Here is a 23,505-nt window from a genome sequence, read left to right on the forward strand (position 1 = left end):
AGAAATTTGGGCACCCATTATGCACGAATATTTTGGATCAGGCACTTACAGGAATGGTACTGGCGTTGATTATTGGCAGTGCCGGGGCCAGCCTAACTGAGCTGATCTTTATCGCGATCTGCCCACGATGGCCAGAAACTAGGTGGTCAACGACAGATGCGTGGCATGGGAGATGGTACCGGCGGTCAGCGAGGTTTGATGATAGCAGCGATGGCACTGGTAGAGCCCCCGCGACAGCCGGCAGCCAGTGTTGTTGCCACAGTCGGAGTGATCCCCATGGGTTAGCGATAAGAGATCTGCTTGGCACTGCGCTTCCGCGTCCTACTGCTTGAGAAATGCTGGCACGACAGGTCGGGTTGGAACTGGATAGAATTGCGTGCCATAACGCCACCTCCTGTACTGGGCATAACATCAGTATAGGAGGGACTGACGGGATGGTGGTTGATTAACATGAGTAATCAGGTAGAGTTTTCCAGCACTTAACCCTACCAGTGATATAGTCTACTGATTGTAAAAGAAATTTCAGATTCCCTTCATATACGGAATATAAGGTGACATTGTTCAGAGCTGGAAATTACGTGATGAAATAATAAAAAGTTACCAACTTTATTAGTATGGAAACTGAGTTCTGGAAGAGGTGCGTTGGTTTTAGTTACCATCTTTATTTTTTAGCATGAATATTCTTTGCCGAAAAATGAGGCTTCCAAGAGTGATTTGTTACCAACTTTTTTACCATCCCACAGGCGCCGCCGCGCGTTGAACGACCCGGCGTTTACAGCTCTTGGGCGGTAGGCCGCAGAACAATCTCGTTGATGTCCACGTCTGCCGGCTGCTCAATGGCGTAGACGATGGCCCTCGCCACGCTGTCTGCGGGTATCGCCATTTCGTAGAGGTCGTTGACCTGCTGGGCGGTCTCTGCGTGGCCCACGCTCTGGGGCAGCTCGCTCTGTACCGCGCCCGGCGACAGAATGGTGCTGCGGATGTTGGGGCCGGCCTCCTTGCGCAGGCCTTCGGCGAGCGCCCAGACGGCGAACTTCGAGGCGCTGTAGACAGCGCTGCCCGGGAACACCACATGGCCGGCCACCGAAGAGAGGTTGATAAAATGCCCGCTCTGCTGCTGGTTCATCACCGGCAGGGCCGCGTGGATGCCGTACATGACGCCTTTTACGTTGACGTCGATCATCTGCTCCCATTCGTCGATGCGGCCTTCGGCCAGCGGCGAAAGGGGCATCAGCCCGGCGTTGTTGATCATCACGTCGAGACGGCCGAAGGTGTCGGTGGCGTGCTTGACCAGCGCCTCTACCTGGCCGCGATGGGTCACGTCCGTGGCTTTAACCGTGGTCTCGGCGCCGAGCCCCTTGAGCTCTTCGGCCAGTTCATCAAGGCGCTCCTGGCGGCGCGCCGCCAGCACCAGCCTGGCCCCGCGATGCGCCAGGTGCCGCGCCGTTTCAGCGCCCAGGCCGCTGCTTGCCCCGGTAATAACGATGACCTTGTCTTGAATGGCGTCGTGCTGTTGGGTGTTCATGCTTGGCCTCCGCGGCTGGTTGAATACACCTTCCTTGTTGTCGACGACAGCGAGGTTTTTCAAGTGTCGGCGTGTACACTCACCGGCCTGTGCATCTGTAGCGAGACACATTCATGATTCGCACGCTGTTACTTACCGCCGCCGGGGCGCTGCATACCGGCGGCAGTGAACTGATCGAGCGCTTTCACGCCGAGCCGGAAAGCCGTATCTGGATCGACGTTCAGGGCGAGTCGAGCGCTCGGGAGCGGGCGCTTCTGGAGGCGTTCGGCTGCCATCCGCTGGCGATTATCGACGCCCAGAAGGACAATCGCCATCCGCCCAAGATCGAGGCGTTCGAAACTCATACGCTGATCATTTACCGCGGGCTTGCCGCTTTCGATCCGGATCTTGACTACCACCCCCAGCAGATTCCCTTTTTTATCGGCGAGCGCTATCTGATCAGCCTGCATCCCGGCCGGGCCATGAGCATCGACCGTATGCTGGGGCAGAACGGCGGCGCGCTGCTGAAAAAATCGCCCGGGCACGTAGCGCTGCGCCTTATGTATCTATCGGCCGGGTTTTATCAGGAAAGCCTGACCGAGTTTGAGGCGCGGCTCAGCGAGCTTGAAGACACCCTGGTGGAAAACGGCACCGATACCCTGATGAAACAGGTCATCGGCTATCGCTCGCGGCTTTTGAAAATGCGCCGGCTGTTCAACTATCACCAGTCGATCACCCGGTCGCTTTTGACCGCCGAATGTGATCATTTGCCGCACAGCAACGAAGACACCGAGCATGCGATTACCGACGTGCACGAACGCTTCGAGCGCCTCTACAGCCTGACCAGCATGTACTACGACATCTGCGGGGATTTAATCGACGGCTATATGTCGCTGTCGTCGCACCGGCTCAACCGCACCATGCAGGTGCTGACGGTGATCACCGCGATTTTTGTGCCGCTGAGCTTTCTGGCCGGGCTGTACGGAATGAACTTTGCCGTTATGCCCGAGCTTGGCTATCGCTACGGCTATTTTGTCCTGCTTGGCTGCATGGCGGCGATCGCGCTGGGGTTGATCTGGCTTTTTCGGCGCAAGCGCTGGCTATAGGCCGGGCGAGGGGTATTTTTCCCGGCACGATTGCAGGCGTTACTTAGGGCGCTTATTATTATTCCCGTGCCGCTCCTCTTGCCCTCTTTTGCCCCAGGTCTGTGCCATGCTCCCAACCGCTCCCGCCTTCCGGCCCCGCTCACTGCGGGTTCGCCGGCTGCTTTTTGCTGCCTGTTTACTGACTTTTCCCGGTTTGGCCTTTGCCGAGGCCGGGCCCATTGATCTGACGTTATCGGTGGCCGGTATCGCCTCGGTGGCGATTTTTTTCCTCGCCTATGCGCTGGTGATGGGCGAGGAAATTTTGCACATGCGCAAGTCCAAGCCGGTGCTGGTGGCGGCGGGGCTGATCTGGGCGCTGGTGGCGTGGATGTACATGCGCGCGGGGCTGCCGGACGTGGCCGAAACCGCGTTCAAGGAAACCCTGCTGGAATACACCGAGCTTTTGCTGTTTCTGCTGGTGGCGATGACCTACATCAACGCCATGGAAGAGCGCCGGGTGTTCGACAAGCTGCGCGCCTGGCTGGTGTACAAGGGCTTCAGCTACCGCGCGCTTTTCTGGATTACCGGCATTCTGGCGTTTTGGATTTCTGCCGTGGCCAACAACATGACCACGGCCATGCTGATGTGCGCGGTGGTGCTGAAAGTCGCCGAAGGCGACAACAAGTTCATCAGCCTGTGCTGCGTGAACGTGGTGGTGGCGGCCAACGCCGGCGGCGCGTTCAGCCCCTTTGGCGATATCACCACGCTGATGGTGTGGCAGGCAGGTCAGATCCCGTTCGGCGGCTTTTTTGCCCTGCTGCTGCCGGCCATCGTCAATTTTCTGGTGCCGGCGCTGATCATGAACTTCTTTATCAAAAACCAAAAGCCCGCCTCGCTGACCGAAACTGTATGGCTCAAGCGCGGTGCGCGGCGCATCGTTGCGCTTTTTCTGTTTACCGTGGCGATTTCGGTGCTGTGCCACTCGGTGCTTAACCTGCCGCCGGCCATGGGCATGATGTTCGGCCTGGGGCTTTTGCAGTTTTTCGGCTACTACCTGCGCCGCAGCCTGCCGCGCTCGCTTGAGCGCAAGCGCGAGCGCTACTCCCGCCGGGGCGACTGGCGCAAGCTCGAGCAGCTGGGCAGCGTGGTGCCGTTTGATATCTTCAGCCGTATCGCGCGCTCGGAGTGGGATACCCTGCTGTTTTTCTACGGCGTGGTGATGTCGGTGGGCGGACTTGGGTTTCTGGGCTACTTGAGCCTTTTGTCCGAGACGCTCTACGGCGGCGGCAACCCGGTGCTGGCCAACGTGATTCTGGGGATGATTTCCGCGGTGGTGGACAACATTCCGGTGATGTTTGCCGTGCTCTCCATGGCCCCGGACATGGCCGAAGGCAACTGGCTGCTGATTACGCTGACCGCCGGCGTGGGCGGCAGCCTGTTGGCCATGGGCTCGGCGGCCGGCGTGGCGCTGATGGGCCAGGCCCGGGGCATCTATACCTTTGCCGTCCACCTGCGCTGGATGCCCGCCATTTTGCTCGGCTACGCGGCAAGCGTGGGCGTGCATATGTGGGTTAACGCCGGGCTTTTTTAAGGGCCTGGCGGGGTTAGCGAATCGCCTGCTGGCCGCCGTGGGCGGCCGTATACAGGCACTGGTCGTGGTCGCTCAGCACCTCCACGATGCGACACTCCTCCACCCGCCCGCCGGCGCACTGGGCGACCATGCGCTTCAGCTCGTCGCGCAGGGCGGAAAGCCGCTCAATGCGCGCTTCCACTTCTTCCAAATGGCGCTTGGCAATGGCGTCGGCGTGATCGCAGGGCATGTTCGGGTGGTCGGCCATGCCCAGCAGCTCGCGCACCGCCTCCACCGAAAAGCCAAAATCCCGGGCGTGGCGGATAAACGTCAGCCGGCGCAGCGTGGCGCCGTCGTAGCGGCGCTGATTGCCGGCGTTGCGTGCGGGCTCGGGCAAAAGGCCGATCTGTTCGTAGTAGCGCACGGTTTGTACCTGGCAGCCGGCGCGGCGTGCCAGCGTGCCGATGGCGAACGTCTGTTTGTCTGAGTGCGGCATGGTCATCTCCGGTGTTTTGTGCGTTTGTCGCGTTCACGGCTATTGAAGCTATAGTGGCTTTAGGTTCTATGTTGGGCGCAAAATAGGCAATGGCAAGACATAACGGCCAGGAGGATGACGATGACCCTATCAGCCGGTGATACGACGCGGCGCTATCGCGTAAGCGGCATGGACTGCGGCGGCTGCGAACGCAAGGCGGTCGCGGCGGCCACGCGGGTAACCGGCGTGACCGGTGCCGAGGCCAACGCCGCGGCGGGCACGCTTTTGGTGTCTTTCGACGCCGGTACGCCCCCCGACGAGGCCGCCATCGGGCAGGCGCTGCGCGGGCTGGGCTACGAGCTCAAGACTAATGAGCCGCCATCGCCTGAAAGCAGTGCTGCGGCGGAAAAGGCCTGGTGGCAAACGCCCAAGGGCCAGCTGGTGCTGGTCAGCGGCGCGCTGCTGGCGCTGGCCGGCGTTTTGCATCTGCTCTGGCCGGGGCTTGGCGACGCGCCGTTTGTGGTGGCCACGCTGGTGGGGCTTTACCCCATTGTGACCTCGGCATGGCAGGCGCTGCGGGTCGGTGAGGTGTTCACCATTGAATCGCTGATGACCGTGGCCGCCGCCGGGGCGCTGATCATCGGCGCGGCGGCGGAATCCGCCGTGGTGGTGGTGCTGTTTGCCGTCGGCGAGCTGTTGGAAGGCGTGGCTTCCACCCAGGCGCGGCGGAGCATTTCGGCGCTGTCGGCGCTGACGCCGCGCACCGCGCGCCGGCTTGACGGCGACGAGCCGGTGGAGGTCGCCGCGGACAGCCTGGTGCCCGGCGAGCGGGTGCTGATTCGCCCGGGCGACCGCATCCCCTGCGACGGGCGCATTGTGGAGGGCGGCTCGCACCTGGACGAATCACCGGTCAACGGTGAGGCCGAGCCGCGCTATAAAAGCGTAGACGACGAGGTGCTGGCCGGCACCGTTAACCGCGACGGCGCGCTGACCGTGGCGGTTACCCGCCGGGCCGAAGACAACACCATCGCGCGGATTATTCGCCTGGTGGAAGACGCCCAGGCCGCCAAGGCCCCGGTGGCGCGGTTTATCGACCGCTTTGCCCGCTGGTACATGCCGGCGGTGGTAGCGCTGGCCGTCGCCCTTGCCGTGCTGCCGCCGTTAGCGGTGGGCATGGCCTGGTCGGAATCGGTCTATCGGGCGCTGGCGCTGCTGCTCATCGCCTGCCCCTGTGCGCTGGTGATTTCCACCCCGGCGGCGATTGCCGCCGGGCTTTCCAGCGGCGCCCGGCACGGGCTTTTGATCAAGGGTGGCGCGGTGCTTGAGTCGCTGGGCAAACTCAAGGTGGTAGCGCTGGACAAGACCGGCACGCTGACCGCGGGTATCCCCGAGGTGACCGATGTGCTGGCCTGGCAAAGCGCTGACGAAGACGATGTGCTGCGCCGGGCCGCAGCGCTTGAGCGCGAATCCGGCCACCCCATTGCCGCGGCCATTGTGGCGCGTGCCGGCGAGCGCGGCCTTGATCTGCCGCGAGTGGAAAACGGCCGGGCGCTGGCCGGCATCGGGGTCGCCGGGCAGGTAGCCGGTGATGACCTGACGCTTGCCAGCCCGGCCTATGCCGGCCGCATTGCTGTACTTGACGAGGCGGCAAAGGCGCAGATGCATGCCCTGGAAGAAAGCGGCAAAACCGTCGCTGTGCTGGTAAAAGGTGACGTGGCCGTAGGCGCCATTGCCCTGCGCGACGAGCCCCGGGAAGACGCCCGGGACGGGCTTGCCGCGCTTGCCCGGCTGGGCGTGCGCGCGGTGATGCTAAGCGGCGACAACCCCAGAAGCGCCGCCGCCATTGGCAAGCTGCTGGGCATCGAGGCGTACGGCGGGCTGATGCCCGAGGACAAGGCCGCGCGCGTGGCCGAATGGCAGCGTGACGGTGAAGGCCCGGCGGGCAAGGTGGGCGACGGCATTAACGATGCCCCGGCGCTGGCTTCTGCTGATGTGGGCATTGCCATGGGCAGCGGCACGGACGTGGCGCTGGAAACGGCCGACGCCGCGCTGCTTAAAAACCGCGTGACCGGCATCGCCGAGCTGATCGGGCTGTCCCGGGCGACCCTTGTCAACGTCAAGACCAACGTGGCGCTGGCGCTGGGGCTGAAAGCCGTGTTTCTGGTGACCACCGCGCTGGGCATTACCGGACTGTGGATTGCGGTGATGGCCGATACCGGTGCTACCGTGCTGGTCACGCTCAACGCCATGCGCCTTTTGCGCCACCGCTACTGACGTGGCCGGCTAGTCGCTACCCTGACGGGGCGCGGCGGCCATAAAGCGCTGCATGATGCCGAGGGTTTCGTCGCTGACGTGATGTTCCATGCCCTCGGCGTCAATGCGCGCGGCGTCGTCGCCGACCCCCAGCGCGCGCAGAAAGTGCAGCACGATATCGTGGCGCTTTCGCGAGCGGGCCGCCATGGCCGTACCCGCCTCGGTGAGAAACAGCGAGCGATACGGGCGGCTGGTGACCAGCTCCAGCTCGTTGAGCCGGCGGATCATCTTCGACACCGTGGCCTGGCTGACCCCCATGCGCGCGGCGATGTCCGCCGCCCGGGCTTCGCCGCGATGGGTCAGCAAATCACCGATCAGCTCCACGTAGTCCTCGATCAGCTCGGTTTCGTGGGCCTGGCGCACCGTGGCGTACTGGCGCGCGTGCTGCTCGACCGGCGGCAGGGCATCTACGCTTGCGCTTTTAGCGGGTGCCCTTTGGGGGCTGTGGTCATGACTCATGAAGGCATCAGACGTATCGGCTGGCAGTAAAGAAGAAAAAACCTGATGGCGCCATCTTAGCGTATTTTGCCGCCCGGCCGTAAGCCGCCGCCCCGCCTTCCCTGGCCCGTTTCATCCGCCCGGTGTGGTCCGTCTGCGTCTTGTATTTGGGCGATCGCGCCTCTAAACTTAGCCAAGGCTTACTTTGTGTCTGGGGGCTAACACGCCGGCGGTGCCGGCCCACGTTCGGCATTGCCATCCCCGCTTCACTCCCGGTTCCAGGATTCCCGTTTTCAGGAGAAATTGCCCATGAAGATGCGTTACGCCGCCCCCCTGCTGGCGCTGTCCCTTGCCGCACCGCTGGCCCATGCCGAGTCTCAAAAGGCGCCGCTTAACGTGGTGACTACCGTCGGCATGATTGCCGATGTGGCCGGCGAAGTAGGCGGCGAGTGCGTCAACGTCAATCCGATGATGGGCCCGGGGGTGGACCCGCATCTGTATCAGGCCAGCGCCAGCGATGTGAAAACCCTGCGCGACGCCGATCAGATTCTGTATTCGGGCTATTCCCTGGAAGGCCAGCTGGGCAAGGTGTTGGAAAACTTCTCGCGTCAGAAAACCACCGTGGCGGTGTCGCCGGCCTCTATCGAACCCGCCGAGCTTTTGACCGCCCAGGACGTTTACGGCATCGACCCGCACCTGTGGATGGACGTTTCGCTGTGGGCGCAGACCGTGGACACCGTTGTCGATACCTTCCTCAAGGCCCGCCCCGAGTGTGCCGATGCGATTCACGCCAACGCCGAGGCCTACACAGCGCAGCTCGACGCGCTGCACGAGTGGGTAGGGCAAGGCATTGCCTCGATTCCCGAAGAGCAGCGCATTCTGGTCACCGCCCACGACGCGTTTAACTACTTCGGCCGCGCCTACGGTATCGAGGTGAAAGGCATTCAGGGCATCAGCACCGAAACCGAAACCGGCATTGCCGATATCCGGCGCATGGCCGACGTGGTGATCGAGCGCGAAGTGCCGGCGGTCTTTATCGAAAGCACCATCAATCCGCGCACCGTGCAGGCGGTGATCGACGCGGCCGAAAAGCGCGGCCATACGGTGGAAATCGGCGGCCAGCTGTACTCCGATGCCATGGGCGAGGCCGGCACCGCCGACGGCACCTACATCGGCATGCTGTACGCCAACACCCGGGCGATTGTGAAGGCGCTGGGCGGCGAAGTAGCGCCGCTGCCCGAGGCGCTTGGCGCCTGGGCCAAGCAGTGGGGCGTGGATGAGGCATAAGCCGCCGCAGAGCACGGAATAACGAGCACGGGATAACGAGTATGAACACCGCCGTTACGGCCAAGCATTTAACCGTCAGCTATCACAACACGCCGGTGCTGTGGGACGTCAACGTGGACATTCCCGCCGGCGTCATGGCCGGCATTGTCGGGCCCAACGGGGCGGGCAAGAGCACCTTTATCAAAAGCCTTCTGGGGCTGGTGGTGCCGCTGTCCGGCAGCGTGCGCTTTCACGGCCAGCCGTACAAAACCCAGCGCAAGCGCATCGGCTATGTGCCCCAGCGCTCCAGCGTGGACTGGGATTTTCCCACCACCGTGCTCGACGTGGTGATGATGGGGCTTTACGGCCGGCTGGGCTGGATCAAACGCCCCGGGCGGCGCGAACGCGCCGAGGCGCTGGACGCGCTGGACATGGTGGGCATGCAGGACTTCGCCGGCCGCCAGATCAGCCAGCTTTCCGGCGGCCAGCAGCAGCGGGTGTTTCTCGCCCGGGCGCTGGTGCAGCAGGCCGACATCTACTTTCTTGACGAACCCATGGCCGGGGTGGACGCCACCACCGAGCGGGCCATCATCGACATTCTGCGCCGGCTGCGCGACGCCGGCAAAACGCTGATTGTGGTGCATCACGACCTGCAGACGGTGACCCGCTACTTTGACTGGCTTTTGCTGCTCAACGTCCAGGTGGTGGCCGCAGGCCCTGCCGAGGCGGTGTTTACCGGCGACAACCTCAGACGCGCCTACGGCGGCCAGATTGCGCTGCTCGACGACAGCCATCGCTTCGTCGGCGATGTCGCGGCGCAAGGAGCGAAATAACCCATGGCCTGGCTAACGCTTCTGGGAGATTACACTTTTCAAAACGTGGTCATGGGCGCGGCACTGCTGGGCATTATCAGCGGTACCCTGGGCAGCTTTGCCGTGCTGCGCGGCCAAAGCCTGCTGGGCGATGCCATCTCGCACGCTTCGCTGCCCGGCGTGTGCCTGGGGTTTATCGTGGCCGGCAGCCGCCACATGGGCAGCATCATCGTCGGGGCGATGATCACCGGCGGGCTGGCCGCGCTTTTGATGCTGGCGCTGACGCGCATGAGCCGGCTCAAGACCGACGCCGCGCTGGGCGCTTGCCTGAGCCTGTTTTTCGCCGTCGGCGTGGTGCTGTTGACCTATATCCAGGGCATGAACAACGCCTCCCAGGGCGGGCTGGACGCCTTTCTCTTCGGCCAGGCGGCGGCCACGCTGCGCTCGGACGTGTGGTTTATGGGCGGCATTACCCTGGTCGCACTGGCTATGCTCTCGGCGCTGTGGAAACAGGCCAAGCTGGTGACGTTTGACCCGGAATTTGCCCGCACCCTGGGCATGCCGGTCACCGCGATCGATATCATGCTGACGGCCATGATTACCCTGGCCGTGGTGGTGGGGCTGCAGATGGTCGGCGTGGTATTGATGGCGGCGATGATCGTGGCCCCGGCCGTGGCGGCCCGCCAGTGGAGCCGGCATCTGGGCGGCATGGTGGTGATGGCCGCCGGTGCAGGCGTGGTCAGCGGCATTGCCGGGGCCACGCTGAGCACGCTGGGCCGGGGGCTTGCCACCGGGCCGCTGATTATTCTCAGCGCGACCGCGATTGTTCTGGTGTCGCTTGCCGTCGCCCCCGGGCGCGGGCTTCTCTGGGAGTCGCTGCGGCTGGTGCGCCAGCGCTGGACGCTGCACACCCGCCAGATCCTCTATGTGCTCTACCAAACGCGGCTGGAGCAGGAGGAAAACGACCCCGGCCCCGGGTTCAGCCGCAGCGCCTTTACGGCCCTGGCGCTGTATCGTTTGCGCCGCCGGGGGCTTTTGACCTTGAGCCGCCGGGCCCCGGGCCGTGCGCCGCGGCAATGGCGGCTAACGCCTGCAGGCGTGCGCGTGGCCCAGCGGGTTAGCGCAACGTTTAACGCAGCGTAAGCGCTGCCGGCCGGTTTTGTGACCTGACTCCACGCGATAGAGGCGACAATGCTCGAAGCTTTTTTTCACAACGCCGCGCTACAGATCATGCTGGTAGGCGCGATGGTGGGCACCGCGTCGTCGCTGGTGGGCACTTTTCTGGTGCTGCGCGGCAACAGCATGCTGTCGGACGCCATCAGCCACTCGATTGTGTTTGGCATCGTGGCGGTGTGGCTTTTGACCCACCAGCAAAGCGGCCCGGTGCAGCTCATCGGCGCGGCGTTGACCGGGCTTTTAACGGTGTTTCTCACCGAGCTTTTGGCAAGCTCGCAGCGCATGAAACAAGACGCCGCCATCGGGCTGGTATTTCCGGCGCTGTTCTCTGTTGGCGTGCTGCTGCTTAACGTGTATGCAAGCGATGTGCATATCGATACCCATACGGTGCTGCTGGGAGAAATCGGCTTTGTCTGGCTGGACACCGTCAGCGTGCTGGGCCACGACGTGCCCCAGGCGGTGGTGTCCATGGCCGTTATGCTTACGCTGAATCTGATATTTGTCGGCGCTTTTTTCAAAGAGCTCAAGCTTGCCACCTTTGACCCGGCGCTGGCCCGGGCGCTGGGCTTTGCCCCGGGCGTTTTGTTCTATGCGCTGTTGATGCTGACCAGCTCCACCGCCGTGGCGGCCTTTGACGCCGTGGGGGCGGTGCTGTTTATCGCCTTTGCCATCGTGCCGCCGGCGGCGGCCTATCTGCTTACCGACCGTTTGTGGCTGATGCTGGTGCTGGGTTCGCTGATTTCCACCGCGGCAAGCGTGAGCGGCTACTTCCTTGCCGTGTACTGGGACGTGTCCATCGGCGGCATGATGGCGGTGATGACCGGCGGTTTTTTGCTGCTGGCGTTTATCGCCGGGCCGCGCTATGGCCTCATCAGCCAGCGCGTTCGCCGCCGCCGGTCCCGCCGGCTGCCGCCGACATCCGTGGCATAGCGCCACCCGGGATTTTCCCGAGCTTGGCGTTGCCGGTATACTCTCACGGTAGGTTCGCTCGGGCGTCATGGCTCTTGGCTGCAGCAATCGGGTTCTCCCAACCTGGCCTGCACCGTTTGCCCAGCGGCGCCGCTGTGCGCAGGTTATGGACGATAATACGAACGAGGTGGTGAGAGTGGATTGCAAACTGATCAAAAGCGGCCTGGCGACCCTGGGTGTGCTGGCATGCGTTGCCGGTGCCCAGGCGGCCATGGATAAAGACGCCATTGCCGAGCGCATCGCACCGGTGGGCGATGTCTGTCTGGCAAGCGAGGACTGCGGCGGCGCTGCCGCGCCGGCACCCAGCGCCAAGGCCAGCGGCGGTGGCAGCGACGCTGCGCCGGACGGCGAGGGCATCTATGCCAACGTCTGTTCGGCCTGCCACGACACCGGGGCCGCCGGCGCCCCGGTACGCGGTAACGAAGGCGACTGGGCCGCGCGCGTCGACAAGGGCTTTGATACCCTGCTGGATCACGCCATTAACGGCTTCAAGGGCATGCCGGCCAAGGGCGGCAACCCGAGCCTAAGCGATGAGGACATGCACGCCGCTGTGACCTATATGGTCAAGCCGGTGATGGACGTGGCCGAAGCGCAAGGCGCCCCGGCAGAAGACGACGCGGCTGACAGCGAGGCCGATATGGCCGCAGCACAAAAAGACAGCGCCGCAGACAGCGCTAACGCTGAAAACACCGCCGCGGCGGATGACGCCGGCAGCGAAGAATCCGGCGGTGACGCTCAGGCCGAAGATGCGGCCGGCGGCGGTGAGCCTGCCTGGGCGAGCATCGACGGCGAGGCCATCTTCAACCGGGCCTGCATGGCCTGCCACGCCACGGGTGCCGCCGGCGCGCCGATCTCCGGCAACGCCGAGCAGTGGGCGCCGCGCATTGCCAAGGGTAAAGACACCCTGTATGACCATTCCATCAACGGCTTCAACGCCATGCCTGCCAAGGGCGGCCAGCCGAGCCTTTCCGACAACGAGGTCAAAGCCTCCGTTGACTATATGGTTGCCGAGTCGCAGTAAGCGTTACGCGTAGCGTACGCCACCCCGCAGAGCCGCCGGCTTTGCGGGGTTTTTTGTGCCCGCGCGTTTCAGCCCAGCAGCGAACGCAGCCCGGCAATCGCGCTTTGCCCCCGTGCCTGCTTTTTCTCCGGGTCTTCCTTGTCCGGCCGGCCTTCCCAGTCGAGGTCTTCCGCCGGCAGCTCGTCGAGAAAGCGGCTCGGCGTGCAGTCGGAAAGCTCGCCGTAGGTCTTGCGCTGGCGGGCCAAGGTGAGCGTGAGCGTGCGCCGTGCGCGGGTGATGCCCACGTAGGCCAGCCGGCGCTCTTCTTCCACGGTGCCGTTTTCCACGGCGTTGCGGTGGGGCAAAAGGTCTTCTTCCAGCCCCATGAGATACACGTGGGGAAATTCCAGCCCCTTGGAGGCGTGCATGGTGAGAAGCTGCACCCGGTCCGAGTCGTCCTCTTCGGCCTGCTGTTCGAGAATATCGCGCAGCACCAGCCGGGAAATCGCGTCTTCCACGCTGTCGGTTTGCGTGGCCGTGGCGTCGGTGCTCTCGGCGTCATCGTCTTCCGGCGAGCGGTCAAGCGACTTTTCCAGCTGGTCGATCAGCGTCCACACGTTGGCCATGCGCCGCTCGGCCACGGTGGGCGCGCTGGCGTTCTGGTACAGCCAGGCCTCGTAGTCCATCTCCGTCATCATCTGGCGAATGGCGGCGATGGCGTCGCCTTCATCCATGCGCCGGCGGGTGGCGTCGATAAAGCGGGTAAAGCGCGCAAGCCTTTCCACCGCGCGCTCGGGCAGGGTTTGCTCAAGGCCCATTTCGTGGCAGGCGGCGAACAGCGAGACCTCGCGATCCGTCGCATAGTTGGCGAGCTTCTCAAGCGTAGACGGGCCGATCTCCCGGCGGGGTACGTTGACGATGCGCAGAAAAGCGTTGTCGTCGCCGGGGTTGATTAAAAGGCGCAGGTAGGCCATGGCGTCTTTCACCTCGCCCCGGGAGAAAAACGAGGTGCCGCCGGACATCTTGTAGGGGATCTGATAGTGCTGCAGCTTGAGCTCTAAAAGCCTTGCCTGAAAGTTGCCGCGATAGAGCACGGCGAAGTCGCGCCACTCGGCACGCTCCTTGATGCGCCGGGTGAGAATCTCGCTGGCCACCCGCTCGGCCTCGGCCTCTTCGTGGCGGTTGACCACCACGCGAATCGGCGCGCCGTCGCCCATCTGGGACCACAGGGTCTTGTCGTAAACGTGGGGGTTGTGGGCAATCAGCGCGTTGGCCGCGCGCAAAATGGTGCCGGTGGAGCGGTAGTTCTGCTCCAGCTTGACCACCTTGAGCCGCGAGAAATCTTCGCCCAGGGTGACCAGGTTTTCCGGCCGCGCGCCGCGCCAGGCGTAGATCGACTGGTCGTCGTCGCCCACCACGGTGAAGGTTTCGCGCTCGCCCATCAATAGCTTGACCAGCAGGTACTGGCTGACGTTGGTGTCCTGGTATTCATCCACCAGCATGTAGTGGATTTTGCGCCGCCAGCGGGCCAGCGCCTCGGGGTCGTCGCGCAAGAGCACCACCGGCAGCAGGATCAGATCGTCAAAGTCCACGGCGTTGTAGGCGCGCAGGTGGCGCACGTAGGCCTCGTACACCCGAGCGGCGTAGTGGGCGTCGTCGTCGGCGGCGTGGGACAGCGCTTCGCCGGGCAGCACCAGGTCGTTTTTCCAGTTGGAAATCATCGACTGCACGGCGTTGATCTGATCGGCGTCGACCTGGGCGTCCTTGTCCATCAGGTCGCGCAAAAGCGCCTTGGCGTCTTCGGGATCGAACAGCGAAAACCCCGGCTTGTAGCCCAGCGCCTTGAGCTCGCCGCGGATGATATTCAGCCCCAGGGTGTGAAAGGTCGACACCGTCAGCCCGTGGCCTTCGCGGCCCTTGAGCATGCTGCCCACGCGCTCTTTCATCTCCCGGGCGGCCTTGTTGGTAAAGGTCACCGCGGCGATCTTGCGCGCGCTCATGCCGCACTCCTTGACCAGATAGGCGATCTTGGTGGTGATCACGCTGGTCTTGCCCGAGCCGGCCCCGGCGAGCACCAGGCAGGGGCCGTCGATGGCGCGTACGGCCTGCTGCTGGCTGGGGTTGAGGCCGCGCAGGCGCTGGGCAATGCTGGGGTTCATGCTGGCTCCTTGGGCGAGGCCGCCCGGGCTAAATCACGCGATGCTGGCAGGGGCGACGGGCCGGCTGCGATAATCGGCCGCTGCGTAACGAGGCGAAAGGTCAACGAGGCAAAACACATGTTTGAGATTGCGCTGTTCGAGCCGCGCATGGCGCCCAATACCGGCAACATCATGCGTCTGGCGGCCAACAACGGCTGCCGACTGCATCTGATCGAGCCGCTGGGGTTTGATCTGGAAGAGCGCAAGCTGCGCCGGGCGGGGCTGGACTACCGCGACGCGGCCAACGTCACTCGGCACGCGGATTTTAGCGCTTTTCAAGCGGTCATGCAGGGGCGCACCGTGTGGGCGCTGACCACCCGCGGCACGCGCTTTTATACCGACGCCGCCTTCGCCCCGGGGGACGTGCTGCTGTTCGGCTCGGAGACCGGCGGCCTCTCCGCCGAGGCCCACCAAAGCCTGCCCGAGGAACACAGGCTGCTGATTCCCATGCAGCCCAACAACCGCAGTCTGAATCTGTCCAACGCCGCGGCGCTGGTCAGCTTTGAGGCCTGGCGGCAAAACGGCTTTGCCGGCGCCGTGGTGCCGTCCGTGCCTGGATAATGTCGTAGCCTAGCGGATGCCGTAGCGCGCGCGGTAGTCGCGAATGGCCCGGGCGTGGGGCTGCATCTCGGGGCCGGCGTGCGCTTCCAGGTACTCAAGCACCTGGTCCAGGGTGACGATGCTCACCACCGGCATGCCGTAGGTTTCCTCGACTTCCTGAATCGCGCTTTTATCGCCCTGGCCGCGCTCCTGACGGTCCAGCGCAATAATCACCCCGGCGGCCCGGGCGCCGTGCTCGGCGATGATGTCCATCACCTCGCGCACCGCGGTGCCGGCGGTAATCACGTCGTCGATAATAAAAATATCGCCTTCAAGCGGCGCGCCGACGATGCTGCCGCCTTCGCCGTGGGCCTTGGCCTCCTTGCGGTTGAAGGCGTAGGGCATATCACGGCCGTGATGGTCGGCCAGCGCCGCGGCGGTCACCGCGGCCAGCGGAATGCCCTTGTAGGCCGGGCCGAACAGCACGTCGGCGTCAAGGCCGCTTTCCATCATGGCCCGGGCGTAAAAGCGCCCCAGACGCGACAGGGCCCCGCCGGTTTGAAACAGCCCGGCGTTGAAGAAGTACGGACTAACGCGGCCGGACTTCAGCGTGAATTCGCCGAACTTGAGTACGCCCTGCTCGATGGCAAAGGCAATAAAATCGCGTTGATAGGGGTGTAGGGCAGCGGCCACGGGAGTCCTCGCTTTTTTGCCGGGGGATTTACCCAAAGGTGGAAACGTCGGGTATCATACAGCAGCGACGCAAAAGGGACGATCTATGAAAATTGCCAGCATCAATGTCAACGGTATTCGCGGTGCCGTCGAGCGTGGGTTTCTGGACTGGCTGGCGCAGCAGGACGCCGATGTGGTCTGCGTGCAGGATACCCAGGTCAAAAGCTTCGAGCTGGGCGATCATATCCTGTATCCCGAAGGCTACGAAGGCTACTTTCTCGACGCCGAAGAAGACGGCTTTTCCGGCGTGGCGCTTTACTGTCGCAAGATTCCCAAAGCCATCATGTACGGTCTGGGCTTTCCCGAGTGCGATAACGAAGGCCGCTTTTTACAGGCCGACTACGACCGCTTCAGTATTGCCACGTTTTTGATGCCGGACGGCCGCGACCAGCGGGCCAAGCAGCACTTCATGGAACAGTATCAGGAATACCTGAGCAAAATGGCGCGCAAGCGCCGGGAATATATCATCTGCGGCACCTGGCATGTGGCGCACAAAACGCTTGATCTGGCGAACTGGTCCGATAACCAGCTCGCGCCGGGCTTTCGCCCCGAAGAGCGCGCCTGGATGGATCATGTGCTGGGCCCGGTGGGCTTTATCGATACCTTCCGCGAAGTTAACCGCAACGCCGGCGAGTATACCTGGTGGCCCAAGCTCGACCAGGAAGTGCCCCGGGCGCGTCAGGAAGGCTGGCGGCTGGACTACCAGATGGTGGGCCCCAACTTCCGCCGCCACGTGGTGGACGCTTGGATCGACTACGACGCCACCTTCTCTGAGTTTGCCCCGCTGATCGTCGAGTACGATCTCGACCTGTAGCGCCTTCCTCTCCTGGGTACGTTATCCACAGGCGGTTTTCTCCACCGCCTGTGGACAGATTGAGCCGAACTAGACGCGCATTTCCAGCACCTCGCGCTGGTAGCGGTCAAGCTGCTGGCCGGCCTGCTCGGCCAGATCCAGCATGGCGTTGAGCTGGGTGCGGCTGAACGCGCCGGCTTCTGCCGTGCCCTGCACCTCGATCAGCTCGCCGTCGGCGGTCATCACCACGTTGGCGTCGGTATCGGCGCTGCTGTCTTCGGGGTAGTCCAGATCCACCACCGGCACGCCCTTGTAAAGCCCCACCGAGACCGAGCTGACCAGCTGCTTGAGCGGGTCGGCCTTGATCTTTTTCTCCCGCTGCAGGTAGCGCAGCGCATCCACCAGCGTCACGCAGCCGCCGGTAATCGCTGCGGTGCGGGTGCCGCCGTCGGCCTGGATGACGTCGCAGTCCACGGTGATGGTGAATTCGCCGAGCTTTTTCAGATCCACCGCCGCGCGCAGGCTGCGCCCGATCAGCCGCTGAATTTCCAGCGTGCGCCCGCCCTGTTTGCCCCGGGTGGCCTCGCGCCCGCCCCGGGTGTGGGTCGCGCGCGGCAGCATGCCGTATTCGGCGGTGACCCAGCCCTGGCGCTTGCCCCGCAGCCAGCGCGGCACGCCGGCTTCCACGCTTGCGTTGCACAGCACCTTGGTGTCGCCAAACTCCACCAGCACCGAGCCCTCGGCGTGGCGGGTGTAGTTTCGCGTCAGGCGCACGGTGCGGAGCTCGTCGGGCGCACGGTCGCTGGGGCGAATGACTTCAGGATGGGGCACCTTGCTCATGGTGGGCTACCTCGTGACGGATGTGGGAAATGTGGGATAAAAGAAGAGAAAAACGCGCCGGGCATTGTACATGACGGCCGTGGCGGGATATCGGCTAAACTGGCGGCCATGGTTGTTATACAAGGAGAGCCGCCATGAGCGTACACAGCATGACCGCCTTTACCCGGGTTGAGCACGCCGCCGCCTTCGCCACGCTGACCCTTGAGGTGCGCTCGGTCAACCAGCGCTATCTGGAGCCGACCTTTCGCCTGCCCGAGGCCCTGCGCGGGCTGGAGCCGCACCTGCGCGACGCGCTGCGCAAGCGCTTTGCCCGGGGCAAGGTGGAATGCACGTTCAAGCTGGACGCAGCCGACACAGGCCAGGCCCCGGCGGTCAACACCGACTACCTGGCCGAGCTGGCCGCGGCACTTGAGATCGTGCAGCGCGAAGTGCCCGGCACCGCCGCCCCCACCGCGCTTGATTTGTTGAACCAGCCCGGCGTGCTGGATAGCGGCCATCGCGACCGCGAGGCGATCTGTGCTGCGGCCCGCGCGCTGTTTACCCGGGCGCTGGACGAGCTGGAAGACGCCCGCGCCCGGGAAGGCGAGAAGCTTGCAGCCATGATCACCCAGCGGCTCGACGGCGTGAGCCGCGAAGTCGCCGCCGTGCGCGCGCTGATGCCGCAGGTGCAAAAAGCCCAGCGCGATCGGCTGCTCGAACGGCTGAGTGAGGCCCGCACCGAGCTTGACCCCCAGCGGCTGGAAGCGGAGCTTGTGCTTGTCGCGCAAAAAAGCGACGTTGCCGAAGAGCTCGACCGCCTCGATGCCCACGTCGAAGAAGTCCGCCGCCGGCTGGGCGAGCCCGGCCCCAAGGGCCGCCGGCTGGACTTTTTGATGCAAGAACTCAACCGCGAAGCCAATACTTTGTCGTCCAAATCGCTGGTCGCCGCCACCACCCGCAGTGCCGTCGAGCTCAAGGTGCTCATCGAGCAGATGCGCGAGCAGGTGCAAAACGTTGAGTGAGCGGGTGCCTTGCTGTGCGAGCAGCAAACGGTTTCCCTGTGACAGCGCCGCTCGGCCATTGCCGTCAATGCGCGTCGGTACAGGGCGCTGGCGAAAGTGAGCCAAGCCACGGCAACCCGCGATTTGACTGGTCTGCTGGAAAAGCGCTGCCTACAGCGGCGGCTCGGCGGCGGCCACAGTACGTGCTATGCCGTGGCGATGTAAGAGAGAACGTTGATGACGGTTTTTGACCTACGCTGCCTTCATGCGGCGGATGTAGCGGCCGCCGCCGAGCTTTTGGGCCGCGGTATGCGCGACAACCCCACCCACGTTCAGGTGTTTGGTGAATACCCTGAGCGCCGCCGGCGCGCGCTTGCCGCCATGTTCGCCCCCTTTATGCGGCGTCAGGTACAAAGCGGCCTGGCGTTTGGCGCCTTTATCGGCGATGAGCTGGCAGGGGTGGCCGGTTTATCGCTGCCCGGCCGCTGCCAGCCGGCACTGGCGGATAAGCTGCGCGCCCTGCCGGCCCTTTTGGCCGCCACCGGCCCGCGCAGCCTGTGGCGCGTCTACTGCTGGACGCGAGTCTGGAAGCAGCGCGATGCTCAAATGCCTCGCCACGGCCATCTGGGACCGCTGGCGGTGGCCCCGGAGCGGCAGGGCCAAGGCATCGGCAGCGCGCTGTTTGAGCGTTTATGCGATGAGCTGGGCAAGCGCGGGCTTACCGGCTATCTGGAAACCGACCTGGCCGCCAACGTGCGGCTGTACGAGCGCTTCGGGTTTAGCGTCGTCGCCAGGCGGCCAGTGGTGGGGACAGAGCACTGGTTTATGTTGCAAAGACGCCGAGAGCCGGCTATTTGAACCGCGAGCGGGCTTTGTTGAAAGCGTCGCTGACCGAGCTCCAGGCGCGCTCGGCGCCGTCCTTGATGTCGTCCCAGGCGTCGTCGCTGGCGTCGCGCAGCCTGTCCAGCTTCTGGCGCATCTCCTCGCGCTGCTGCTCCAGACGGTCGGCTTCTTCTTCCTGCTCTTTTTTGAGCTGAGCGTCGGCCTCGGCGCTGCGGGCACGGGCGCGCAGCCGATCGATTTCGGCCTGCCATTCGTCCAGCTTGGCGCGCAGTTTCTGTTCGTAGGCGTCGCGTTGGCTCATGAGCGCTCTCCTTTGGGGTGGGTTGCATCATTTTTGCGATGGCGATTTAACCATGACACCTTGCCTTCGGCGTGGCAAGGCAAGCGGCCTGCCGGATAGCGCCGCGGTGCCGGCCGGCACCGCGGCGCTATGGTGTTTTCCGGGTAAGGGTTAAAACTCTGTCCATTGTTCGGAGGCGTGCCGCGCCGGCTGATGCTCAGAAGGGCTTTTGAGCCGACGAGGTTGCCCGGCCTCGGACAAAGCAGGCCGGGAGGTGGCCGCGTCGGTTTTGGCGGTATCCAGCAGTGTCTGGGTTGTCTTGCGCCGTTCCTGTTCGTTCAAAAACGCCATGGCGCTGTAGGATAGCGCGCGAACCTGGGCGGCAAGCTTGTTGGTGGCGTCGTTATAGGTCGACATGCTGTCGACGCTGGACTGTGTGCTGGTGTCGATATCGTTGATGGCCTTGCTGATCTGGCCGATGCCTTCGCTTTGTTCGTGCGTGGCGGCGGTAATTTCTTCCATAAGGTCGTTGACCTTATGGCTGGCCTGGCGAATCGTCTCCATGGCGTCGGTGGCATCGTTTGCCTGCGTTTTTCCGCTGTGAATGCTCTGGCGTGCCTGGTCAATGAGTTCCTGTACTTGCCTGGCCGCTTCGGCGGACTGGCTGGCCAGTTTTCGTACTTCTGAGGCGACCACGGCAAAGCCGCGGCCATGCTCGCCGGCCCGGGCGGCCTCTACCGAGGCGTTCAGCGCCAGGATGTTGGTTTGAAAGGCGATGGAATCGATGGTGCTTACGATACCCGACATGTTTTCTGCGTGCTGTGTGATCTCGCCCATCGTTTCGGCGAGCTCGCCCATGACCTTGCCGCTTTGATCCACCGCGCTGACGTTGCCCATGGAGGCGGCGCTGGCCTGGGAGGCGTTGTGGGCGCTTTGCGCGACCGTAGAGGAAATTTCTTCGGTGCTGGCCGCCGTTTGCTGGACGGCAGAGGCTTGCTGCTCCAGGCGGGCCGCCATGGCATCGTTGCCGCGGGAAAGGCTGGCCACGGCGGGCGCGACGATGTCTATTCTGGCGTTCAAGTCGCCGATCAAGCCCTCAAGGGAGCGGCGCATAAAATCCATGGTGCGAAGCGCGCTGTCTATTGCCTTGTGGCCGGTATGCGGAATATCCGCGGCCAGGTTTCCGGCTGCCAGCTGCAGCGCCAGATCGTTGATATCGTGAATGAATCGGTACCTGCGCAGATGAGCGCGGCCCTGGCGGACGCCGGCGATAACCCCGCCTATTATACCGGCGGTAAAAAAAGCGGTGGCGGCACTGCTGGCAGGCGCCAGCTGGGTAAGCGTGACGCCGGCGGCGATGCCCAAACCGCCAAACAGCCCGCCTCCGACAATGCCTGAAAGCGCTGCCTGGGCCCGCGGATGCTGGAGGGTGGCGGGAAGCAAAAGCCGCGGTGACATGCGGCGGTATGCGACGCCGTGTCGAACCCGGTAATGCCCTCTTTGCTCGCGAATGTCGGCGTAGACCTTTTCGGCGTGGGCGACCTCCTGGCGGCTTGGCTTGACGCGAATAGAGCAAAAGCCGGTCACTTCTGTGCCTTCGCGGATGGGCACGACGTTTGCGCGCACCCAGTAGTGGTCGCCGTCTTTCCGGCGATTTTTGATCAGCCCGGACCAGTAGTAACCCGCCTGGAGATCGTTCCACATATCCTTGAAAACGGCTTGTGGCATGTCCGGATGGCGGACAATGTTGTGCGCCTGAATTCATAGAATAACTGCAGCACTTTGGCCAGCACGGTAGAGGTAGGAGGGCCAGCGCCGGTACCCTTCCTGCTTTACCGACCAAAGTGAAGCAGAGCATGGGATACCAACAGCTGACCCAGACGCAACGATACCAGATTTACGCCCGTTATGACTTGGGTAGAAGCCAGCGACAGATCGCCAGGGAGTTGGGGCTCCACAGCAGCACGATTAGCCGTGAGTTGCGCCGCAACGCGACGGCCAGTGGCTATGATCCCGAACGGGCTCAGGCTTGTAGTGATCACCGACGACGTACCGCCCGGAAATGGACGAAGCGCTTGCCCAGCTTGATCGCTGCGGTGGCGGATCGACTGCGTGAGGAGTGGAGCCCAGAGCAGATCAGCGGGTTCATGGCACCGTTGGCCGGCGTAGGCGTCAGCCATCAGTGGATCTATTCCCTGGTCTGGGATGACAAGGCCCGCGGCGGCACGCTTTGGCAGCATCTCCGGCAGCCCAGGAGACGCAGCAAGCACCGTGCACACGCCAAAAGCGCAGGGCTTGGCAAGATACCTGATCGCGTGGGTATCGAGCATCGCCCGGCCGAGGTTGAGAAGCGGCGCTACATCGGCCACTGGGAGGGTGACACGGTACTGCAGGGGCATAAGCAATCAGGCATCGTCACGCTGGTTGAGCGACGCAGCGGTTATCTGCTGGCGGCACGGCTACCCAGCATTACAGCGGCGTTGACGAAAACGGCCATGATCCGCCTGCTGAAGCCTCGTCGAGGGGCGGTGAAAACCATCACGCTGGATAATGGATCGGAGTTTTCGGAGCACCAGACCGTGGCGAGAGCCGTAGCAGCGCGAACCTACTTTTGCGACGCCTACTGCTCGGGACAGCGCGGAACCAATGAAAATACCAACGGCTTAATTCGGCAGTATTTTCCCAAGGGAACCAGCTTCCGCCAAGTCACTGATGCCGAGCTACGCAGGGTGGTGAGAAAGCTAAATGACCGCCCTCGAAAACGACTCGGCTATCGAACACCGGCACAGGTGTTTCTGGGGGAATACTCCGGAGCACTGAATACCGCAGGTGCTGCGCTTATTGGTTGAATTCAGGCGGAGAGCCGGTCAATTCTTCGTAGCTAAATCCGCTTACCTCAATAAAAGGTTGATTAGCGTATTGGATATAGCTTTGTTTGTCGGTTTTGGAGATGAGTACGTCGTGGTCACCGAGAAGGTATTCTCGCTGTGTGGTCGGTCCGTTATCGCGCATTGTGTTGTCCTTGTGTGGAACAAGACTTGCCAAGAGGTGGTAATGGCTCGTGGGAAGCACGGATTACGGCTTTGCCGGAAAGTATCACGGGCATGGAGCGGGCTGGAAGCCGGGCGTTTATGATACAAAAAAAACCTTTTATAAACATGCTTTTGAATGCAATAGAGCTGTGTGAAATAGCGCTGGATGCAATAAAAATAGATACAAGAGAGTCGCGTGCAAGAGCTGGGCGAATAGCGCAGGATGGAAATCGCGCATGCGATGTTTCTTTAATATTTATGTCTCATGTATGTCTTTGCCGACGGGTCTTTTTACCAATACTTTTGCACAAGCGCTTGCGTGCTAACGTTTTTACTGCTGGCGCCGTCTCGCCGAGTGGGGGCGTGACGATACCGCATGGCAGCCGTCTATGCAGCACAATTTCTCGGTGCGTTGAAACGTTCGCTGTGTAAAACGTCGTCCCTTGTAGAAACGCTATAGCATCCCAGCGGTAAAAAGGCTCAGCGGTAAAAAGACGCAGCGGTGCACTGTTGACCAGTGCGTCAGCAAAAGCAAACGATCGCTCAGCGACAAAGCGTCACGGGCCGTACGCGCAGTCAATGTGGCCTTGATCCCGGCTTATTCACCGGAACGCTGACTGGGCATCCTGAAGCCCCGGGGAGCCGGTAGCTCGTCGCCG

22 protein-coding genes and 1 pseudogene are annotated in these 23,505 nt (G+C 63.1%); 13 read left to right on the forward strand and 10 right to left on the reverse strand.

The window, feature by feature from the left end; genetic code table 11:
• Window positions 1-141: 141 nt before the first annotated feature.
• Window positions 142-383: pseudogene (locus tag ABD654_RS06360) on the reverse strand (IS1595 family transposase); the annotation flags it as partial.
• Between the two features lie 389 nt (window positions 384-772).
• Complete coding sequence (locus tag ABD654_RS06365; RefSeq protein ID WP_344703395.1) at window positions 773-1,525, reverse strand: SDR family oxidoreductase; 753 nt, start codon at window positions 1,523-1,525, stop codon at window positions 773-775.
• A 113-nt stretch (window positions 1,526-1,638) separates the two neighbouring features.
• Between ABD654_RS06365 and ABD654_RS06370 the strand changes: the two genes are divergently transcribed.
• Both ABD654_RS06370 and nhaD read left to right on the forward strand, forming a co-directional pair.
• A complete protein-coding gene (locus ABD654_RS06370) occupies window positions 1,639-2,610 on the forward strand; it encodes a magnesium transporter CorA family protein (protein WP_344703397.1) in 972 nt (323 codons plus the stop codon).
• Between the two features lie 106 nt (window positions 2,611-2,716).
• Complete coding sequence (gene nhaD / locus ABD654_RS06375) at window positions 2,717-4,180, forward strand: sodium:proton antiporter NhaD (RefSeq protein ID WP_344703399.1); 1,464 nt, start codon at window positions 2,717-2,719, stop codon at window positions 4,178-4,180.
• 13 nt (window positions 4,181-4,193) lie between these two features.
• Here nhaD and ABD654_RS06380 read toward each other — a convergent pair whose 3' ends face one another.
• Complete coding sequence (locus ABD654_RS06380) at window positions 4,194-4,655, reverse strand: MerR family transcriptional regulator (RefSeq protein ID WP_425552732.1); 462 nt, start codon at window positions 4,653-4,655, stop codon at window positions 4,194-4,196.
• Between the two features lie 120 nt (window positions 4,656-4,775).
• On the opposite strand from ABD654_RS06380, the gene ABD654_RS06385 reads away from it, so the two are divergent.
• Window positions 4,776-6,908, forward strand: a complete 2,133-nt coding sequence (locus ABD654_RS06385) for a heavy metal translocating P-type ATPase (RefSeq protein ID WP_344703403.1) — start codon at window positions 4,776-4,778, stop codon at window positions 6,906-6,908.
• A gap of 9 nt (window positions 6,909-6,917) precedes the next feature.
• On the opposite strand, the gene mntR is transcribed toward ABD654_RS06385, so the two are convergent.
• Window positions 6,918-7,406, reverse strand: a complete 489-nt coding sequence (mntR, locus tag ABD654_RS06390) for a manganese-binding transcriptional regulator MntR (protein ID WP_344703405.1) — start codon at window positions 7,404-7,406, stop codon at window positions 6,918-6,920.
• Between the two features lie 288 nt (window positions 7,407-7,694).
• Between mntR and ABD654_RS06395 the strand changes: the two genes are divergently transcribed.
• The 5 genes from ABD654_RS06395 to ABD654_RS06415 all read left to right on the forward strand — a co-directional run bounded on the left by ABD654_RS06395 (window position 7,695) and on the right by ABD654_RS06415 (window position 12,629).
• Complete coding sequence (locus ABD654_RS06395; RefSeq protein WP_344703407.1) at window positions 7,695-8,672, forward strand: metal ABC transporter solute-binding protein, Zn/Mn family; 978 nt, start codon at window positions 7,695-7,697, stop codon at window positions 8,670-8,672.
• Window positions 8,673-8,713: 41 nt separating this feature from the next.
• Window positions 8,714-9,484, forward strand: a complete 771-nt coding sequence (locus ABD654_RS06400; RefSeq protein WP_344703409.1) for a metal ABC transporter ATP-binding protein — start codon at window positions 8,714-8,716, stop codon at window positions 9,482-9,484.
• A 3-nt stretch (window positions 9,485-9,487) separates the two neighbouring features.
• Window positions 9,488-10,606 carry a metal ABC transporter permease gene (locus tag ABD654_RS06405; protein WP_344703411.1) on the forward strand — a complete coding sequence of 373 codons (1,119 nt, stop codon included), beginning with the start codon at window positions 9,488-9,490 and terminating at the stop codon, window positions 10,604-10,606.
• A 48-nt stretch (window positions 10,607-10,654) separates the two neighbouring features.
• Entirely contained in the window at window positions 10,655-11,569 is a 915-nt protein-coding gene (locus tag ABD654_RS06410; RefSeq protein WP_344703413.1) for a metal ABC transporter permease, read from the forward strand.
• A gap of 145 nt (window positions 11,570-11,714) precedes the next feature.
• Window positions 11,715-12,629 (forward strand): c-type cytochrome, encoded by a 915-nt coding sequence (locus tag ABD654_RS06415; RefSeq protein ID WP_344703415.1) that lies wholly within the window; start codon window positions 11,715-11,717, stop codon window positions 12,627-12,629.
• Between the two features lie 68 nt (window positions 12,630-12,697).
• Here ABD654_RS06415 and rep read toward each other — a convergent pair whose 3' ends face one another.
• Window positions 12,698-14,767, reverse strand: a complete 2,070-nt coding sequence (rep, locus tag ABD654_RS06420; protein ID WP_344703417.1) for a DNA helicase Rep — start codon at window positions 14,765-14,767, stop codon at window positions 12,698-12,700.
• A gap of 117 nt (window positions 14,768-14,884) precedes the next feature.
• Here rep and ABD654_RS06425 point away from each other — a divergent pair, with 117 nt between their 5' ends.
• Window positions 14,885-15,367 (forward strand): tRNA (cytidine(34)-2'-O)-methyltransferase, encoded by a 483-nt coding sequence (locus ABD654_RS06425; RefSeq protein WP_344703419.1) that lies wholly within the window; start codon window positions 14,885-14,887, stop codon window positions 15,365-15,367.
• A gap of 9 nt (window positions 15,368-15,376) precedes the next feature.
• On the opposite strand, the gene pyrE is transcribed toward ABD654_RS06425, so the two are convergent.
• Window positions 15,377-16,039 carry an orotate phosphoribosyltransferase gene (gene pyrE, locus ABD654_RS06430; RefSeq protein ID WP_344703421.1) on the reverse strand — a complete coding sequence of 221 codons (663 nt, stop codon included), beginning with the start codon at window positions 16,037-16,039 and terminating at the stop codon, window positions 15,377-15,379.
• A gap of 85 nt (window positions 16,040-16,124) precedes the next feature.
• On the opposite strand from pyrE, the gene ABD654_RS06435 reads away from it, so the two are divergent.
• Window positions 16,125-16,892, forward strand: coding sequence for an exodeoxyribonuclease III (locus ABD654_RS06435; protein WP_344703423.1), 768 nt, complete (start codon window positions 16,125-16,127; stop codon window positions 16,890-16,892).
• Window positions 16,893-16,961: 69 nt separating this feature from the next.
• Here the strand turns inward: ABD654_RS06435 and rph are convergent, their stop codons facing one another.
• Window positions 16,962-17,711, reverse strand: coding sequence for a ribonuclease PH (rph, locus tag ABD654_RS06440; protein WP_344703425.1), 750 nt, complete (start codon window positions 17,709-17,711; stop codon window positions 16,962-16,964).
• 134 nt (window positions 17,712-17,845) lie between these two features.
• Here rph and ABD654_RS06445 point away from each other — a divergent pair, with 134 nt between their 5' ends.
• Both ABD654_RS06445 and ABD654_RS06450 read left to right on the forward strand, forming a co-directional pair.
• Entirely contained in the window at window positions 17,846-18,712 is an 867-nt protein-coding gene (locus tag ABD654_RS06445; protein WP_344703428.1) for a YicC/YloC family endoribonuclease, read from the forward strand.
• A gap of 216 nt (window positions 18,713-18,928) precedes the next feature.
• Window positions 18,929-19,549: a GNAT family N-acetyltransferase gene (locus ABD654_RS06450; RefSeq protein ID WP_344703430.1), complete on the forward strand. Its 621-nt coding sequence runs from the start codon at window positions 18,929-18,931 to the stop codon at window positions 19,547-19,549.
• On the opposite strand, the gene ABD654_RS06455 is transcribed toward ABD654_RS06450, so the two are convergent.
• Entirely contained in the window at window positions 19,542-19,835 is a 294-nt protein-coding gene (locus tag ABD654_RS06455) for a sll1863 family stress response protein (protein WP_344703432.1), read from the reverse strand. The two genes, ABD654_RS06450 and ABD654_RS06455, sit on opposite strands and share 8 nt — an antisense overlap.
• A 150-nt stretch (window positions 19,836-19,985) precedes the next feature.
• On the reverse strand, window positions 19,986-21,575 hold the full coding sequence (locus ABD654_RS06460; RefSeq protein WP_344703438.1) for a methyl-accepting chemotaxis protein: 1,590 nt from the start codon (window positions 21,573-21,575) through the stop codon (window positions 19,986-19,988).
• A gap of 95 nt (window positions 21,576-21,670) precedes the next feature.
• Here ABD654_RS06460 and ABD654_RS06465 point away from each other — a divergent pair, with 95 nt between their 5' ends.
• The gene (locus tag ABD654_RS06465) at window positions 21,671-22,663 is read left to right on the forward strand and encodes an IS30 family transposase (RefSeq protein WP_344703434.1); all 993 of its coding nucleotides are present in this window, start codon (window positions 21,671-21,673) and stop codon (window positions 22,661-22,663) included.
• Here the strand turns inward: ABD654_RS06465 and ABD654_RS06470 are convergent.
• The gene (locus ABD654_RS06470) at window positions 22,653-22,826 is read right to left on the reverse strand and encodes a hypothetical protein (RefSeq protein WP_344703436.1); all 174 of its coding nucleotides are present in this window, start codon (window positions 22,824-22,826) and stop codon (window positions 22,653-22,655) included. The genes ABD654_RS06465 and ABD654_RS06470 overlap by 11 nt on opposite strands.
• Window positions 22,827-23,505 lie beyond the last annotated feature (679 nt).

This window comes from Halomonas cibimaris (genome assembly GCF_039537045.1).
Lineage (GTDB): Bacteria > Pseudomonadota > Gammaproteobacteria > Pseudomonadales > Halomonadaceae > Vreelandella > Vreelandella cibimaris.